This is a genomic window from Superficieibacter sp. 1612_C1 (genome assembly GCF_015234305.1).
GTDB lineage: Bacteria > Pseudomonadota > Gammaproteobacteria > Enterobacterales > Enterobacteriaceae > Superficieibacter.
The window spans coordinates 450,104-466,852 of record NZ_JADGMI010000001.1; the positions used below are offsets into that span (position 1 = coordinate 450,104).

General features: G+C 53.2%; 13 protein-coding genes. 5 read left to right on the plus strand and 8 right to left on the minus strand.

All coding sequences use genetic code 11. The features are described 5' to 3' along the window. Window positions 1–29: 29 nt before the first annotated feature. Window positions 30–830 (minus strand): glucosamine-6-phosphate deaminase, encoded by an 801-nt coding sequence (nagB, locus tag INT84_RS02220; RefSeq protein WP_176917658.1) that lies wholly within the window; start codon window positions 828–830, stop codon window positions 30–32. A 326-nt stretch (window positions 831–1,156) separates the two neighbouring features. On the opposite strand from nagB, the gene nagE reads away from it, so the two are divergent. The 3 genes from nagE (at window position 1,157) to chiP (ending at window position 6,927) form a co-directional block, all read left to right on the plus strand. After that, window positions 1,157–3,109: a PTS N-acetyl glucosamine transporter subunit IIABC gene (nagE, locus tag INT84_RS02225; protein WP_194205458.1), complete on the plus strand. Its 1,953-nt coding sequence runs from the start codon at window positions 1,157–1,159 to the stop codon at window positions 3,107–3,109. Between the two features lie 178 nt (window positions 3,110–3,287). Continuing rightward, window positions 3,288–4,955 (plus strand): glutamine--tRNA ligase, encoded by a 1,668-nt coding sequence (glnS, locus tag INT84_RS02230; protein WP_194205459.1) that lies wholly within the window; start codon window positions 3,288–3,290, stop codon window positions 4,953–4,955. A gap of 565 nt (window positions 4,956–5,520) precedes the next feature. Beyond that, window positions 5,521–6,927, plus strand: a complete 1,407-nt coding sequence (gene chiP, locus INT84_RS02235; protein ID WP_194205460.1) for a chitoporin — start codon at window positions 5,521–5,523, stop codon at window positions 6,925–6,927. Window positions 6,928–6,974: 47 nt separating this feature from the next. Here chiP and INT84_RS02240 read toward each other — a convergent pair whose 3' ends face one another. The 5 genes from INT84_RS02240 to ybfF all read right to left on the minus strand — a co-directional run bounded on the left by INT84_RS02240 (window position 6,975) and on the right by ybfF (window position 10,360). Then, window positions 6,975–7,586 (minus strand): helix-turn-helix domain-containing protein, encoded by a 612-nt coding sequence (locus INT84_RS02240; RefSeq protein WP_194205461.1) that lies wholly within the window; start codon window positions 7,584–7,586, stop codon window positions 6,975–6,977. Between the two features lie 157 nt (window positions 7,587–7,743). Further along, window positions 7,744–8,196, minus strand: coding sequence for a ferric iron uptake transcriptional regulator (gene fur, locus INT84_RS02245; RefSeq protein ID WP_176917653.1), 453 nt, complete (start codon window positions 8,194–8,196; stop codon window positions 7,744–7,746). 289 nt (window positions 8,197–8,485) lie between these two features. Next, window positions 8,486–9,016: a flavodoxin FldA gene (fldA, locus tag INT84_RS02250; RefSeq protein WP_176917652.1), complete on the minus strand. Its 531-nt coding sequence runs from the start codon at window positions 9,014–9,016 to the stop codon at window positions 8,486–8,488. A 150-nt stretch (window positions 9,017–9,166) separates the two neighbouring features. Further along, window positions 9,167–9,460, minus strand: a complete 294-nt coding sequence (ybfE, locus tag INT84_RS02255) for a LexA regulated protein (RefSeq protein WP_176917699.1) — start codon at window positions 9,458–9,460, stop codon at window positions 9,167–9,169. A gap of 129 nt (window positions 9,461–9,589) precedes the next feature. Beyond that, window positions 9,590–10,360, minus strand: a complete 771-nt coding sequence (gene ybfF, locus INT84_RS02260; RefSeq protein ID WP_194205462.1) for an esterase — start codon at window positions 10,358–10,360, stop codon at window positions 9,590–9,592. Window positions 10,361–10,541: 181 nt separating this feature from the next. Between ybfF and seqA the strand changes: the two genes are divergently transcribed. Beyond that, window positions 10,542–11,084, plus strand: coding sequence for a replication initiation negative regulator SeqA (seqA, locus tag INT84_RS02265; protein ID WP_194205463.1), 543 nt, complete (start codon window positions 10,542–10,544; stop codon window positions 11,082–11,084). Window positions 11,085–11,108: 24 nt separating this feature from the next. Continuing rightward, window positions 11,109–12,749 carry a phosphoglucomutase (alpha-D-glucose-1,6-bisphosphate-dependent) gene (gene pgm, locus INT84_RS02270; RefSeq protein WP_194205464.1) on the plus strand — a complete coding sequence of 547 codons (1,641 nt, stop codon included), beginning with the start codon at window positions 11,109–11,111 and terminating at the stop codon, window positions 12,747–12,749. A gap of 363 nt (window positions 12,750–13,112) precedes the next feature. Here pgm and potE read toward each other — a convergent pair whose 3' ends face one another. Both potE and speF read right to left on the minus strand, forming a co-directional pair. Continuing rightward, window positions 13,113–14,426 carry a putrescine-ornithine antiporter gene (gene potE / locus INT84_RS02275; protein WP_176917641.1) on the minus strand — a complete coding sequence of 438 codons (1,314 nt, stop codon included), beginning with the start codon at window positions 14,424–14,426 and terminating at the stop codon, window positions 13,113–13,115. Beyond that, window positions 14,423–16,621, minus strand: coding sequence for an ornithine decarboxylase SpeF (gene speF / locus INT84_RS02280; protein ID WP_194205465.1), 2,199 nt, complete (start codon window positions 16,619–16,621; stop codon window positions 14,423–14,425). Before speF ends, potE begins: the two co-directional genes overlap by 4 nt. Window positions 16,622–16,749 lie beyond the last annotated feature (128 nt).

The window sequence follows — 16,749 nt, forward strand, 5'->3', positions numbered from 1 at the left end:
CCTGCGCACGAGGGCAGGACGGTGGGATATTACAGACCTTTGATATTTTCAGCTTCCAGCTCGTTGAAATATTTCAGGGTCTTCACTTTCAGTTCCATGGTAGACGGTTCGTCACAGACCACGATGGCTTTCGGATGCAGTTGCAGGCAGCTGATGGTCCACATGTGATTAACGTTACCTTCGACCGCCGCCTGCAACGCCTGCGCTTTCACACCGCCCAGCACCAGGATCATTACTTCTTCGGCATCCAGCAGGGTGCCGACGCCCACGGTCAGGGCATATTTGGGCACCTGGTTAACGTCATTATCAAAGAAGCGAGAGTTTGCCACGCGAGTGTCATGGGTCAGCGTTTTAATACGGGTACGCGATGCCAGAGACGAGGCGGGTTCGTTAAACGCAATGTGACCATCGTTGCCCACGCCACCCATAAACAGGTGAATTTTACCGTAGGAGCGAATTTTATCTTCATAGCGACGGCATTCTGCGTCAATATCTGGCGCGTTACCATTCAGCAGGTTGATGTTTTCAGCCGGGATATCAACGTGATCGAAAAAGTTATGGTGCATAAAGCTGTAGTAGCTTTCCGGATGCTCTTTCGGCAGGCCAACGTATTCGTCCATGTTGAAGGTCACAACATGTTTGAAGCTGACTTCGCCCGCTTTATGCATAGCAACCAGCGCTTTATAAGCGGTCAGCGGGGTGCCGCCGGTCGGCAGGCCAAGAATAAATGGACGATCCGCGGTCGGTTTAAAGGCATTGATGCGGTTAACGATATGGCGTGCCGCCCATTTTCCGACCTGCTCAGCCGTTGCCAGTGGAATCAGTCTCATTGTTCACCTCTAAAGTATAAGAAAAAAGTGTGCAGATTGAGCGTCTGTGCAGTGATAAGAGTAATGCACTTTGTCACTGAGCGGGGTAAATCTGCCTTGATTTTTTGAATTGTAAAATAAGTTTTGCCGCATGACCAGCATTATGCCGGGTTGAAAACGATATTTGGTGATTAAAATCACAAAAAACACGGATTTAATTTGCGATACGAATTAATTTTGCAGAGAATCATCATCTGTGTGAATTCAATCAGTGATTGCAGCAGTTGTCTCACAATAAAAAGGCTGTCTTAAACGAGCCTTATCAGGGTTTCTCAGGGGGAATGACAATGAACGTTTTAGGCTTTTTTCAGCGGTTGGGCAGGGCGTTACAGCTCCCTATCGCTGTACTACCGGTCGCGGCGCTGCTGTTGCGCTTCGGTCAACCCGATCTGCTTAATGTGCCGTTTATCGCCCAGGCGGGCGGCGCAATTTTTGACAACCTGGCGTTAATCTTTGCCATCGGTGTTGCGTCAAGCTGGTCTAAAGACAGCGCGGGGGCAGCGGCGCTGGCAGGCGCTGTGGGTTACTTCGTGTTGACCAGAGCGATGGTCACGATTAACCCGGAAATTAATATGGGTGTGCTGGCCGGTATCATTACCGGTTTAGTGGGCGGTGCGGTCTATAACCGCTGGGCGGATATCAAACTCCCTGACTTCCTGAGCTTCTTTGGTGGCAAACGCTTTGTGCCGATCGCCACCGGATTCTTCTGTCTGATCCTGGCGGCGGTTTTCGGCTACGTCTGGCCGCCGGTGCAGCACGCAATTCATTCTGGTGGTGAATGGATTGTTTCTGCTGGCGCACTGGGTTCCGGTATTTTTGGCTTCATCAACCGTCTGCTGATCCCCACGGGCCTGCATCAGGTGTTGAATACCATTGCCTGGTTCCAGATTGGCGAGTTTACCAATACCGCAGGCGTGGTCTTCCATGGCGACATCAACCGTTTCTACGCGGGTGACGGTACTGCCGGGATGTTTATGTCCGGCTTCTTCCCGATCATGATGTTCGGTCTGCCGGGTGCTGCGCTGGCGATGTACTTCGCCGCGCCGAAAGCGCGTCGTCCGATGGTCGGCGGCATGCTGCTGTCGGTCGCCATTACGGCGTTCCTCACCGGCGTTACCGAGCCGCTGGAATTCCTGTTCATGTTCCTCGCGCCGCTGCTGTATCTCCTGCACGCGCTGCTGACCGGGATCAGCTTGTTTGTGGCGACCGCGCTGAATATCCATGCCGGGTTCTCCTTCTCTGCCGGTGCCATCGACTACGCGTTGATGTATAACCTGCCAGCGGCCAGCAGCAACGTCTGGATGCTGGTGGTGATGGGTCTGATTTTCTTCGCTATCTACTTTGTGGTGTTCAGCTTTGTGATCCGCATGTTCAACCTGAAAACGCCGGGCCGTGAAGATGAAGAAGTCAATATCGTAAAAGAAGAAGCCAACAGCAATACCGAAGAGGGCTTAACCCAACTGGCGACTAACTATATCGCTGCGGTTGGCGGTACAGATAACCTGAAAGCCATCGATGCCTGTATTACGCGTCTGCGTCTGAGCGTTGCGGACTCTGCGCTGGTGAATGATGCCATGTGCAAACGCCTCGGCGCTTCTGGGGTGGTGAAACTGAACAAACAGACTATTCAGGTCATCGTGGGAGCAAAAGCGGAATCCATCGGCGACGTGATGAAACGCGTGGTGGCGCGTGGTCCGGTACCGGCGGCGACAGGTTCTGTCTCTCCGGTGGCGGCTGCCCCTGTCGCGGCGAAGCCACAGGCCGTACCCAATGCCAGAGTAATAGCCGAACTGGTTTCGCCAATTACCGGTGAAATTGTCGCGCTGGACGCGGTGCCTGATGAAGCCTTCGCCAGCAAAGCGGTTGGTGACGGCGTGGCGGTGAAACCGACGGATAAAACCGTGGTTGCACCGGCGGCGGGGACTGTTGTCAAAATCTTCAACACCAACCATGCCTTCTGTCTGGAAACAGAAAACGGCGCGGAAATTGTAGTCCATATGGGCATTGATACCGTGGCGCTGGGCGGCAAGGGCTTTACGCGTCTGGTAGAAGAGGGCGCGAAAGTGGTGGCGGGGCAGCCGGTTCTCGAACTGGATCTGGACTTCCTCAACGCCAACGCGCGTTCGATGATTAGCCCGGTGGTGTGTAGCAACAGCGACGACTATAGCGCGCTGGTGCTTCAGGCGACAGGCCATGTCGTCGCGGGGCAGACGCCGCTGTATGAGATCAAAAGCAAATAATCTGACCACATCATTGTGATGACGGAAGCGGCGGGGGCGACCTCCGCCGCTTTTTTTTGCGCCGTTCATCCCCATAATTCTCATCCGAACCGTAATTTCCGCAACTAATGGTTGTCTCTGGCACTGGCTTATAAGATCATACCCCGTTATCTGTTGTTTACGCTTTGAGGAACCCAAGATGAGTGAGGCAGAAGCCCGCCCGACTAACTTTATTCGTCAGATCATTGATGAAGATCTGACCAGCGGTAAGCACACTACCGTGCATACCCGTTTTCCGCCGGAGCCGAACGGCTACCTGCATATTGGACATGCAAAATCGATTTGTCTGAATTTTGGCATCGCCCAGGATTACCAGGGCCAGTGCAACCTGCGTTTCGATGACACCAACCCGGCGAAAGAAGACATCGAATACGTTGAGTCGATTAAAAACGACGTGCAGTGGTTAGGTTTTCACTGGTCGGGCGACATCCGCTACTCCTCTAACTATTTCGACCAGCTGCATCAGTATGCGATCGAGCTGATTAATAAAGGTCTGGCGTACGTTGATGAACTCTCGCCTGATGAAATCCGCGAGTACCGCGGCACGCTGAAAGCACCAGGCAAAAACAGCCCGTATCGCGATCGCAGCGTGGAAGAGAACCTCGCGCTGTTTGAAAAAATGCGCAGCGGTGGTTTTGAGGAAGGTAAAGCCTGCCTGCGTGCCAGGATCGATATGGCATCGCCCTTTATCGTGATGCGCGATCCGGTTATCTATCGCATTAAATTTGCCGATCACCACCAGACCGGCAGCAAGTGGTGCATCTACCCGATGTACGACTTCACCCACTGCATCAGCGATGCGCTGGAAGGTATTACCCACTCGTTGTGTACGCTGGAATTCCAGGACAACCGTCGCCTGTATGACTGGGTGCTGGACAACATCACCATTCCGGTTCACCCGCGCCAGTACGAATTCTCGCGCCTGAATCTGGAATATACCGTGATGTCGAAGCGTAAGCTCAACCTGCTGGTCACCGACAAGCACGTAGAGGGCTGGGACGATCCGCGTATGCCGACCATCTCTGGCCTGCGTCGTCGTGGTTACACCGCGGCGTCTATCCGTGAGTTCTGCAAGCGCATCGGCGTGACCAAACAGGACAACACCATTGAGATGGCCTCGCTGGAATCCTGCATTCGCGAAGATCTCAACGAGAACGCGCCGCGTGCCATGGCCGTTATCGATCCGGTTAAACTGGTTATCGAAAACTACCCGCAGGGTGAAAGCGAAATGGTCACCATGCCCAACCATCCGAACAAACCGGAAATGGGCAGCCGTGAAGTGCCGTTCAGCGGTGAAATCTGGATCGACCGCGCTGACTTCCGCGAAGAGGCCAACAAGCAGTACAAGCGCCTGGTGCTCGGTAAAGAAGTGCGCCTGCGTAATGCTTATGTGATCAAAGCTGAGCACGTGGAAAAAGACGCCGATGGTAACATTACGACCATCTTCTGCTCTTATGATGCCGAAACGCTGAGCAAAGATCCGGCTGATGGCCGCAAGGTAAAAGGGGTAATTCACTGGGTAAGCGCAACGCACGCGCTGCCGGTTGAAATTCGCCTGTATGACCGTTTGTTCAGCGTGCCTAATCCAGGTGCAGCGGATGATTTCCTGACGGTCATTAACCCGGAGTCACTGGTTATCAAACAGGGCTTTGCCGAGCCATCGCTGAAAGCGGCTGAAGCAAGCAAGGCGTATCAGTTCGAACGCGAAGGCTACTTCTGCCTTGACAGCCGCTACGCAACCGCAGACAAGCTGGTGTTTAACCGCACCGTCGGCCTGCGCGATACCTGGGCTAAAATCGGCGAGTGATCTTCGGTTAAGATGGCTGGCGACCATGTCAGCCTCGTTGATGTCGTTTTGCCGGGTGGCGGCTTCGCCTTGCCCGGCCTACAAAACCATTAATATCAACGTGTTAAGGCAATATGTCGACCTGTGCAAGCACTGCGCCGCCAGGCATCATTCCACGGTATCTCGTTTGTCAGCAGTCTGAACGCCGCGCTCTGCGGCGTTTTTTATTTTCACTATGTGCAAAATAATCACATAGCTAAATATATTCGCGACGCGAATTAATGATTTTGATCCTTTATCGCCGGTGATCTTCATTCTTAATAATATCAGATCTAACGCACTGTTTAATCGGCGTTATCGCCCTTGTGACACTTTCATTTTGGCGCATGAAATTGTTACAAAATACGATTAATTATGTGCGCTTCGTCATACTCCTGCATTTTCCCCGCTAAAAAAGATTGATAATTCGCGTCGCGAAAAATATTCTGAGTTACAGTAGCCAGTCACATTTTTAGCTGGCCACTTTTTAATTTTATTTTTATCGCCGCTTTAGTCGGCGTTTTTAAAAGTCAAAGAGGATCACTCCATGCGTACGTTCAGTGGCAAACGTAGTACGCTGGCGCTGGCTATTGCCGGCGTCACAGCAATGTCTGGTTTGATGGCTTCCCCGCAGGCCAAAGCCGAAGGATTTTTCGACGATTCAACCCTCACTGGCGGTATCTATTACTGGCAGCGTGAACGTGACCGTAAAGATGTCACTGATGAAGATAAGTACAAAGTTAACCTTTCTCATGCTACCTGGAACGCGAACCTTGATTTCCAGTCGGGCTATGCCGCCGATATGTTCGGCCTTGATATTGCTGCCTTTACGGCGATTGAAATGGCTGAAAATGGCGACAGCGCACACCCGAACGAAATTGCCTTTTCTAAAAGCAACAAAGCCTATGATGAAGACTGGTCCGGCGATAAAAGCGGGATAAGCCTGTATAAAGCGGCAGCAAAATTCAAATATGGACCCGCCTGGGCGCGCGCGGGTTATATTCAGCCAACCGGGCAAACCTTGCTGGCCCCGCACTGGAGCTTTATGCCGGGCACCTATCAGGGCGCTGAGGCCGGGGCGAATTTCGACTATGGCGATGCGGGTGCGTTGAGCTTTTCGTATATGTGGACCAACGAATACAAATCGCCCTGGCACATCGAAATGGATCATTTTTACCAAAACGATCAGAAGACCCATGTCGATTACCTGCATTCCATTGGCGCTAAGTACGATTTCAAAAATAACCTGGTCCTCGAAGCCGCTTTTGGTCAGGCAGAAGGCTACATCGATCAATACTTTGCGAAAGCCAGCTATCAATTCAATGTGGCTGGTGCACCTTTAACCACCAGCTATCAATTCTATGGGACTCGCGACAAAGTTGACGATCATGGCAGCAATGATATTTACGATGGCACAGCCTGGCTACAGGCACTGACGTTCGGCTATAAAGCGGCAGAGGTCGTCGATCTGCGTCTGGAAGGCACGTGGGTTAAAGCGGATGGTCAGCAAGGGTATTTTCTGCAACGTATGACGCCAACCTATGCTTCCTCAAACGGACGTCTTGATATCTGGTGGGATAACCGTTCTGACTTTAACGCCAATGGCGAAAAGGCCGTTTTCTTTGGTGCAATGTATGATTTGAAAAACTGGGATCTGCCAGGCTGGAACGTCGGCGCTTCCTATGTGTACGCCTGGGATGCGAAGCCTTCAACCTGGCAGCTTAACCCGGACGCTTACTACGATAAAGACCGGACCATTGAAGAGTCCTCGTACAGTCTGGATGCGGTTTACACCCTTCAGGATGGCCGGGCGAAGGGAACGATGTTCAAACTGCACTTCACCGAATATGACAACCACTCCGATATTCCGAGTTACGGTGGCGGATACGGCAACATCTTCCAGGATGAGCGCGATGTGAAATTTATGGTTATCGCGCCGTTTACCATCTTCTGATGCAGGCAACACTCTTCCAACCCGGCCGCGCAAGCGTGCCGGGTTTTTTAATGGATATCAGGAAGATGGTTAATTCGCGTAAGCTTGCCTTTATTGATCTCAATCGCGTTTTGCTGGCGCAAAAAGGCCATCGATTTCATGACGATACTCCGCGATAAGTTAGTCGACTTAACCACGAAATCGGCAACGTTCGTACTGGCGCGGATCGCCGGTTCAAGCCGATCAAGCAGCACAATTGCCCCCTGAACAGCAACCAGACTACTGTAGCCTAAAAGTAGCTCTTCCCGCTGGTATTGCCGCGTAATCTGCGCCAGCAAGAGGGTATGCATTTGCTGGTGGGCCTGCTGCTTATCGATCTGCGTAAAAAAAGCGTCATGGCTGACCAGTTGATAGTCACAATCACTGTCTGCGCGGATCGTGACAAACTGTTCCGCCGTATCGGGCAGGATCAGGCCGACGATGCCGGGAGCCAGCGCTCGGGTCAACAGCAACTCATCATGGCGACGCAGAAGCGAATAATCACCGGCATACAGCAAACAAATCGTATCCGCCTGAAACGTCAGGTAGTTGTGACGCAGTAAACGACGTTTGTTAGCGCCATCATCGAAAATAGTCAGAATGTGGGCAAGCGCCTTCTGAAGGGGGAGGTGTTGCTGCATGACGCGATCCTTGTCAACTTCATTGTCGTACAGGCATAGCGCCTGAAAGCGGGCATACTAGCCAGGCTGAGGAGTAAAAAGTATTGATGAAATCTGAATATACGGGCGGGGGAAGGGAATAAAAAAAGCCAGCCGGGGAGGCTGGCTTGTGATGCCGTTACTTGCTCACGCCTTCGTGGGCATTATCGTCTTCGCGGCAGTCGCCTTCAGCACAGTGACCATACAGATAAAGGCTATGGTTAGTGAGACGAATACCGTGTTTAGCGGCGATCTCACGCTGACGGGACTCAATCGAGTCATCGCTGAATTCAATCACTTTGCCGCAGTCGAGGCAAATCAGGTGATCGTGGTGATGCTGCTGAGTCAGTTCGAAAACGGACTTTCCGCCCTCAAAATTGTGGCGGGTGACAATGCCAGCATCGTCAAACTGGTTCAGAACGCGGTAGACGGTGGCGAGACCAATCTCTTCACCCATGTCAATGAGGCGTTTGTATAAATCTTCCGCGCTGACGTGATGATTGTCAGGTCCCTGAAGCACTTCCAGGATTTTCAACCGGGGAAGCGTGACTTTCAGGCCTGCTTTCTTTAATGCGGTATTGTTGTCAGTCATGCGGAATCTGTCCTGTTGCTATAAGATTCACTCCCCACAGGGAAGTATTTACAGAGAGTGCATCGCTCATAATGCCTCTCATTATAGAACTGCCATGCCTGATTGAAAACTGCAAGTATCAGACAAAGTTAGCGTTTAAAACGAGGGGTGGCCCGCAAAGCGGTACTGACCTCGTTAAATCAGTGGCTATTGTACAGATATGTACTGAAAAGTTAAAAAATTGTAGCAATTATTTTGATTGCTTTTATCTATCAGTATGACGCAACCAGAAAGTTGCGTCATATCAGCATCAGGCGTTGATGATATCGTTCAGGTGCAACTCTTCAGAAATCTGCTTCACCCACTGCTCTACGCGTTCAGCTGTCAGTTCTGGCTGACGGTCTTCATCGATTGCCAGGCCGACAAAGTGATCGTCATCAGCGAGGCCTTTTGACGCTTCAAAGTGATAACCTGCCGTTGGCCAGTGACCTACAATTGTTGCACCGCGCGGTTCAATGATATCGCGAATGGTGCCTAACGCGTCACAGAAGTACTCGGCATAATCTTCCTGGTCGCCGCAGCCAAACAGCGCCACCAGCTTACCATTGAAGTCTACCTCTTCCAGCGTCGGGAAGAAGTCGTCCCAGTCACATTGTGCTTCACCGTAGTACCAGGTAGGAATGCCCAGCAGCAGAATATCGTAGCCCGCGAGATCTTCTTTGCTGCTTTTGGCAATGTCATGCACATCGGCGACATCCTTACCTAGCTGCTTTTGAATCATCTTCGCGATATTTTCGGTATTGCCGGTATCGCTGCCGAAAAAGATGCCTGTGATTGCCATGAGTAAAATAACCTCTTGATACTTATTGATATGGTGGTGGCGTATTGCACACGGATAAGGGCAATCATAGCAGAACAGAGAAGTACGCGGAAATAGCAATCACGCCCGACTGCACTCTCTGCTACATGAAAAGGGGGATTGGGTGCTTTTTCAGACAATATCCTGCCCGTGCAACTGCGCGAGCTGGCTGAGTAAAATCTCTTCGATCAGCTCACTGCGGCTGATCTGGCGCGCATCCGCCAGTTCGTTGAGGGCATCAACCGCGTCAGCGTTGAGTTTTAACTCAACGCGCTTCAGGCCGCGTACTTTGTCGCGTTTTAACTGATTGCGCTTGTTGATGCGTAACTGTTCATCACGCGCAAGGGGATTGGTTTTGGGTCTTCCCGGGCGACGCTCATTCGCGAACAGATCTATTGTCGTACGGTCCGTTTGTTCTTTTGCCATGATTAAGAGTGACTTCGGGGAAACAAGCAGCCGGGCCATTGCCCGGTTGGGTAGCGCGCCATCATACATCAGTGCAGGAAGCACGCCAACGCCCGCGGGCAATCTGGCGTGCGGACGTTGGATTTTTAATCAGGCGCGTTCGGCCAGATAGCGGCGGATCGCCCGCAATACCGCCTCCGGTTTTTCTGCATGTACCCAGTGGCCCGCCCCGGCAATCACATGCGCCTTCGCCTGCGGAAATTGTGCCAGCAGTGGCTCACGGTATGCTTCGGTGACGTAGGGCGAATTGCCGCCGGGAATAAACAGCGCCGGGCGATCCCAGGCCGGGACCGGGTCCCAGCCGACAATGTGCGGATATTGTTCCCACAGTACCGGCACGTTGAAACGCCATTCGCCGTCGACAAACGATTTCAGTAAAAACTGGATCACGCCTTCTTCACTAAGGTGTTCGCGCATCACCGCAGCCGCCTGTTGACGCGTGGTGCTGCCCGCGTCGGTAACGGCATTAATCGCGGCAAAGATTTCATCGTGGCGACGCACGGCGTAATCCACTGGCGCAATATCGATGGCGACAAGTCCGTCAATCCGCTCTGCCGCCAGCGCGGTCAGGGCCATGACGGCTTTACCGCCCATGGAATGACCTATAAAGGTGGCTTTCTCGATCCCATGTTCATCCAGCGTATCCCGCAGATCCTGCGCCATCGCGGAATAAGTCATCTCCGGGGCGCGGGGCGAGAGACCATGATTGCGCATATCTACCTGAAGGATGTCGTAATCGCTGACCAGATCGCGGGCGAGGATGCCCAGATTATCAAGGCTGCCGAACAGCCCGTGAACGAGTACGATGGGTGAAGCATCAGACGAATGTTGTGCAGATTGCGTACGGGTATTTAATTTCATGGCAAAGATCTTTTTTTCGCTCTGGCAGGTTAAGGTATTATGGTGAACATTCTGCCGCCGGGCTGCAAGCTTTCAGAAGTTTCCGGACTTTTGCGGTCATCCAGGCTTGACGCTATCCGCAGTTGAGATTTGCCCTTATAATCTCAATAACTTGTACTTAAAAATATCGTACTGGATCAAGATGAAAACGATCGAAGTTGATGATGAGCTCTATCGCTATATTGCCAGCCACACTCAGCACATTGGTGAGAGCGCGTCCGACATTTTACGGCGCATACTGAAATTTTCCGCCGCATCACAGCCTGCCACGCCGGTAAGTAAAGCGGTGAGTGCACCCGCTCCGGTGGTTGAGAAAAAACCGGTTAATACCCCTAAAGATAACGTCCGCGCGATGCGTGAGCTGCTGTTGTCTGATGAATATGCCGAACAGCGCAAGGCGGTAAACCGCTTCATGCTGATCCTGTCTACACTGTATTCACTGGATAACACGGCGTTTGCCGAAGCCACCGAGTCACTGCACGGACGTACCCGCGTGTATTTTGCGGCTGACGAACAAACGCTGTTACAAAGCGGTAATCAGACTAAACCGAAACAGGTGCCGGATACCCCATACTGGGTGATTACTAATACCAATACCGGTCGTAAATGCGGCATGATTGAACACATCATGCAATCAATGCAGTTCCCGGCGGAACTGATTGAAAAGGTTTGCGGCACTATTTAACCCTTGCATCAGAAGGATCAGGCAATGGCAGTTCACAATCGTGCGGGTCAGCCTGCACAACAACGTGATTTGATCAACGTCGCTCAGCTGACGTCTCAGTATTATGTCCTGAAACCGGAAGCGGGCAATCCGGAACACGCCGTTAAGTTCGGTACCTCCGGCCACCGTGGTAGCGCAGCGCGCCACAGCTTTAACGAGCCGCATATTCTGGCGATTGCGCAGGCGATTGCCGAAGAGCGTGCGAAAAACGGCATCACCGGTCCTTGCTACGTTGGTAAAGATACTCACGCGCTGTCAGAACCGGCATTTATTTCCGTTGTGGAAGTGCTTGCCGCCAACGGCGTGGACATGATTGTCCAGGAGAACAACGGCTTCACCCCGACGCCTGCGGTTTCAAACGCCATTCTGGTGCATAACAAAAAAGGCGGCGCACAGGCTGACGGCATCGTCATCACGCCGTCGCACAACCCGCCGGAAGATGGCGGCATCAAATACAATCCGCCAAACGGTGGTCCGGCCGATACTAACGTCACCAAAGTGGTGGAAGATCGTGCTAACGCGCTGCTGGCAGACGGTCTGAAAGGCGTGAAGCGTCTGGCTCTGGATGCCGCGCTGGCGTCAGGTCATGTGAAAGAGCAGGATCTGGTGCAGCCGTTTGTCGAAGGGCTAGCTGAGATCGTCGATATGGCGGCGATCCAGAAAGCGGGCCTGACGCTGGGTGTCGATCCGCTGGGTGGTTCCGGTATCGAATACTGGAAACGCATCGCTGACTATTACAAGCTCAACCTGACCATCGTGAACGATCATGTCGATCAGACGTTCCGCTTTATGCATCTGGATAAAGACGAAGTGATCCGTATGGACTGCTCTTCGGAATCTGCGATGGCGGGGCTGCTGGCGCTACGTGATAAATTCGATCTGGAGTTTGCTAACGACCCGGATTATGACCGCCACGGGATTGTGACCCCCGCCGGTCTGATGAATCCTAATCACTATCTGGCGGTGGCGATCAACTACCTGTTCCAGCATCGCCCGCAGTGGGGCAAAGACGTTGCGGTCGGTAAAACACTGGTGTCGTCAGCGATGATTGACCGTGTGGTGAACGATCTGGGCCGTAAGCTGGTGGAAGTGCCGGTAGGCTTTAAATGGTTTGTTGACGGTCTGTTTGACGGCAGCTTCGGCTTCGGCGGTGAAGAGAGTGCGGGGGCTTCGTTCCTGCGTTTCGACGGCACCCCGTGGTCGACAGACAAAGATGGCATCATCATGTGCCTGCTGGCGGCAGAAATCACCGCCGTTACCGGGAAAAACCCGCAGCAGCATTATGACGAGCTGGCCGCACGCTTTGGTGCGCCGAGCTACAACCGTCTGGGCGCGAGCGCCACGTCAGCACAGAAAGCCGCGCTGTCTAAACTCTCTCCGGAGATGGTCAGTGCCGACACCCTTGCAGGCGACCCGATCACCGCGCGTTTAACCGCGGCACCGGGCAACGGCGCAGCGATTGGTGGTCTGAAAGTGATGACTGACAATGGCTGGTTCGCCGCCCGTCCGTCTGGTACCGAAGATGCTTACAAAATCTATTGTGAAAGTTTCCTGGGTGAAGAACACCGTAAGCGCATTGAAAAAGAAGCGGTAGAGATTGTCAGCGAAGTACTGAAGAACGCCTGACGGGTCTGTTTACCGTAACGCCTCCTGCGGGAGGCGTTTTGCGTTATGGTAACCGTCCGTGGATATCGGGGCGACCACCGGGTTGGGCCTCCCTCCGGGAAGCATTCAGACGGCTGACAAACGTTATGCCGTGCACTTATGCCTGGCGGCGCTTCGCTTGCACAGGCCTACGGATTGCGAATAACGTGTTGATATTGATGGTTTTCGTAAATCGACGGGAATTGAATAACATATTGATATCGTTGGGTTTTCGTAGGCCGGGTAAGGCGAAGCCGCCACCCGGCAAAGCGGCGCACATACTCGCAAAACCAGGTTCTTCACCAACCGTAAAGGCTCCCGCAGGAGCCTTTCCTCTTCATCCCCTTACCCGTGCTTATTCTTCAGTTCAAACCTCGGCGACACCAGACCGTACAGCGTCCAGCCCATAAAGGTAACTATCGCACCGTACAGCATCGCTTCCTCTCCCGAGGAGTAGAGCGCGTAAAAGCTATACACCGCGCCGATAAATGCCACCACGTTTGCCGCCTTTGCCTTACGCGGATCGACTTTCGCGACCTTCTGAATAATCACCAGCGCCGCCATCGACAGGATATAGGGGATGATATTGGTCACCACCGCCAGATTGACCAGCACATTAAACTGACTGTTCAGCGACGGGCTGATAGTCATCAGTGACAGTCCGCTCTGGAAAATCACAATCGCCAGCATCCCCTGAATCGGCGCGTCGGCTTTACTGAGGCGCGAGAAGATCTTCGGGAAATAGCCTTCGTCGGCAGAGGATTTAAACACCTGAGCAATGGTAAACTGCCAGCCGAGCAGGGAGCCGCAGCACGACATCACCATTAGTCCCATGATGATTTTACCGACGCCTGGCGTAAACATCTGGGCAAACGCCACGCCGAACGGGGCGGTGGAGTGGGCGAGATCCATATTCGGCACAATCCCGGCAATCACGTTGGTCGAGACGATGTAAATCACCGCCGCGCCAAGCGTACCGCCGAGAACGGCAATAGGCACGTTACGCTCCGGATTTTCCACGACGTCGGTATTCGCACAGGCGGATTCCAGCCCGAGAAACGCCCACAGCGTCATGGCGATGGAGGACCCCACCGCGCTGAAGAACGGCACGTTATGCGGATTCCACGACGCCGCGTACAGCGATGGGCTGAACCAGAACCAGCCAATCAGGCACAACCCTACCACCGGGATAATCACCCCCCAGACGGTGATGCTACTAATCTGCCCGGTGATGCGCGCGCCGCCGAAATTGGCTACCGTACAAATCCATAACACGCCGATGGTTGCCAGGCCAATCTGCACCGGGCTGAGGGATAATCCCAGCAGCTCAGTACCGTAACCCACTGCCGAAATGGCAATCGCGACGTTGGCAATCAGCAGCGACACACCGTAGGTATAGTTGGCCATAAAGTTGCCGGACTTGCCGAAGGCATACTCGGCATAGCCGCCCATCCCGCCGGATTTGCGGCTGAACATCCCGCATTTGGCGAAGGCCCACGCCAGCGCCATGGAGCCAACGGCGGTGACCAGCCAGGAGATAATCGAAATGGTGCCCACCTCGGCCAGTTTGGTCGGCAGCATAATGATCCCGGAACCCATCATGTTGACCATCGTCAAAATGGTGAGCTGGACCACGCCCATTTTATTGGACTTGCTCATAATTGTTCTCCTTTCAGCAGCGTGGAGGAGGCTTTCTCCGGCGTAATGACGTTGCACCACACCTGTTTGCGGCCATCCTGCTCCTGGATATAGACGCCCTGTAATTCCGGCGCAAAACCCGGCAGAAGATTAATGCCTTCTTCGAGCGCGCTGAAGTAACGCAACACCGCGCCACCCCAGATCTCCCCCGGCACGACGCACAGCACGCCCGGCGGGTAAGGGAGCGCACCTTCTGCCGCAATGCGACCTTCAGCGTCCTGCAAGCGCACCAGTTCAACCTGACCGCGAAGGTAGGCGTAGTTGGCTTCCTGAGGATTCAGGCTGACGCGCGGGAAATGCGCCTTGCGGAACATCTCTTTTTGCAGCTGCTTCACATTATGCCGGGCGTAGAGGTCGTGCATTTCCTGGCAAAGCTGGCGCAGAGAATAATCCGCGTAGCGATCCTGATACTGACGATACAGTGACGGCAGCACCTCTCGTAACGGCGCGTCGGTCTCCAGCAATTTTTCAAAACGTACTAACAACGCCACCAGCTGTTGTAGCTTGGCCATGTCCTCCGCCGGGGTCAGCAGGAACAAAATGGAGTTGAGATCGCATTTTTCCGGCACAACGCCATTTTCACGCAGGAAGTTGGCGAGAATCGTGGCGGGCACGCCGAACGACTCGTACTCGCCGCTGGCGGTGTTGATGCCAGGCGTGGTCAGCAGCAGTTTGCAGGGATCTACAAAATATTGGTGGTCGGCGTACCCCTCAAAGGCGTGCCAGTGTTCGCCCGGCACAAAGTGGAAGAAACGCAGGTCGCAGGCAATGTCGGAGGTCGGCCAGTGTTGCCACGCTTTTCCATCTACCTGTTCAGGCACGAACGGGCGAATATGCTGACAGTTTTCGAGGATCAGCTTGCGCGCGTCGATCCCCTGGGTTACGCAGTCCATCCACATATTTCGTCCGCACTGGCCCTCGTGCATCTGTGCATTAATGTCCAGGGCGGCAAAGAGCGGATAAAACGGGCTGGTGGAGGCGTGCATCATAAAGGCGTTATTCAGGCGTTTATGCGGAACGTAGCGCGGCTGGCCTTTAATGTGGCGGTCCTTTTTATGGATTTGTGACGTCTGGGAGAAGCCGGCCTGCTGTTTATGCACCGATTGGGTCACCAGAATACCCGGATCGTTTTCATTCAGCTCCAGCAGCAGCGGCGAGCAGTCCGCCATCATCGGGATAAATTGCTCATACCCGACCCACGCGGAGTCGAACAGGATGTAGTCGCAAAGATGACCAATTTTATCCACCACCTGACGGGCGTTATAAATGGTGCCGTCGTAGGTGCCCAACTGGATCACCGCCAGGCGGAATGGTCGCGCGTCACGGGCGTGCTGCGGCGCGACTTCGGCGATCAGCTCGCGCAGGTAGCGTTCTTCAAAACAGTGCGCATCGATGCCGCCGATAAAGCCATACGGATTACGGGCGGTTTCGAGATACACCGGCGTTGCGCCTGCCTGCAACAGGGCACCATGATGGTTCGATTTATGGTTATTGCGGTCGAACAGCACCAAATCCCCCGGCGTTAGTAATGCATTCAGCACCACTTTGTTTGCCGATGAGGTACCGTTGAGGACGAAATAGGTTTTATCGGCGTTATACACGCTGGCCGCATGCTGTTGCGCCGCGCAGGGTGCGCCTTCGTGGATCAATAAATCGCCCATCGCCACATCGGCATTACAGAGATCCGAGCGGAACAGCGTTTCGCCAAAGAATTCGACAAACTGGTTGCCCGCCGGATGGCGGCGGAAAAATTCGCCACCCTGATGACCGGGGCAGTCAAAGGCGCTGTTGCCCTGGTTCACGTAGTCTACCAGGGCACGGAAGAAGGGCGGGCGCAGTTGCGTTTCATATTTTTGCGCGGCGGCTTCGAGCTGGCGACCATAGTAGTCATTGCGGGTTTCATCGTATTCAAATACACCCTGAATGCGTGCCAGATATTCTGCCGGCACCCGTTCATCGTTATTTATGGCAATAAATACCGGGAGGTGATAACCGGTAGCGTCGATCTCATCAAGTTTCCCCGCTTCTACCTCGTCGATGGTTAAAACTACGGCAGCAACATTAATAAAGTGGGTTTCAGTAGTATTGACAATATCGCGCTGGGTACAAAAACAGTCAGGGCAGGCACGGCTAACGGCAATTTTTAATTGAGACATAATAAACTCTTTATTTTAGATAATAGTGTTCCCTCAATTTCCTGAGCAGGAAATTGATCGCGCCGGAAAAAAAGCAATAGTTACCCGCTGATGAAATATCAGTAATATGCTTTTTTTAAGATGACATA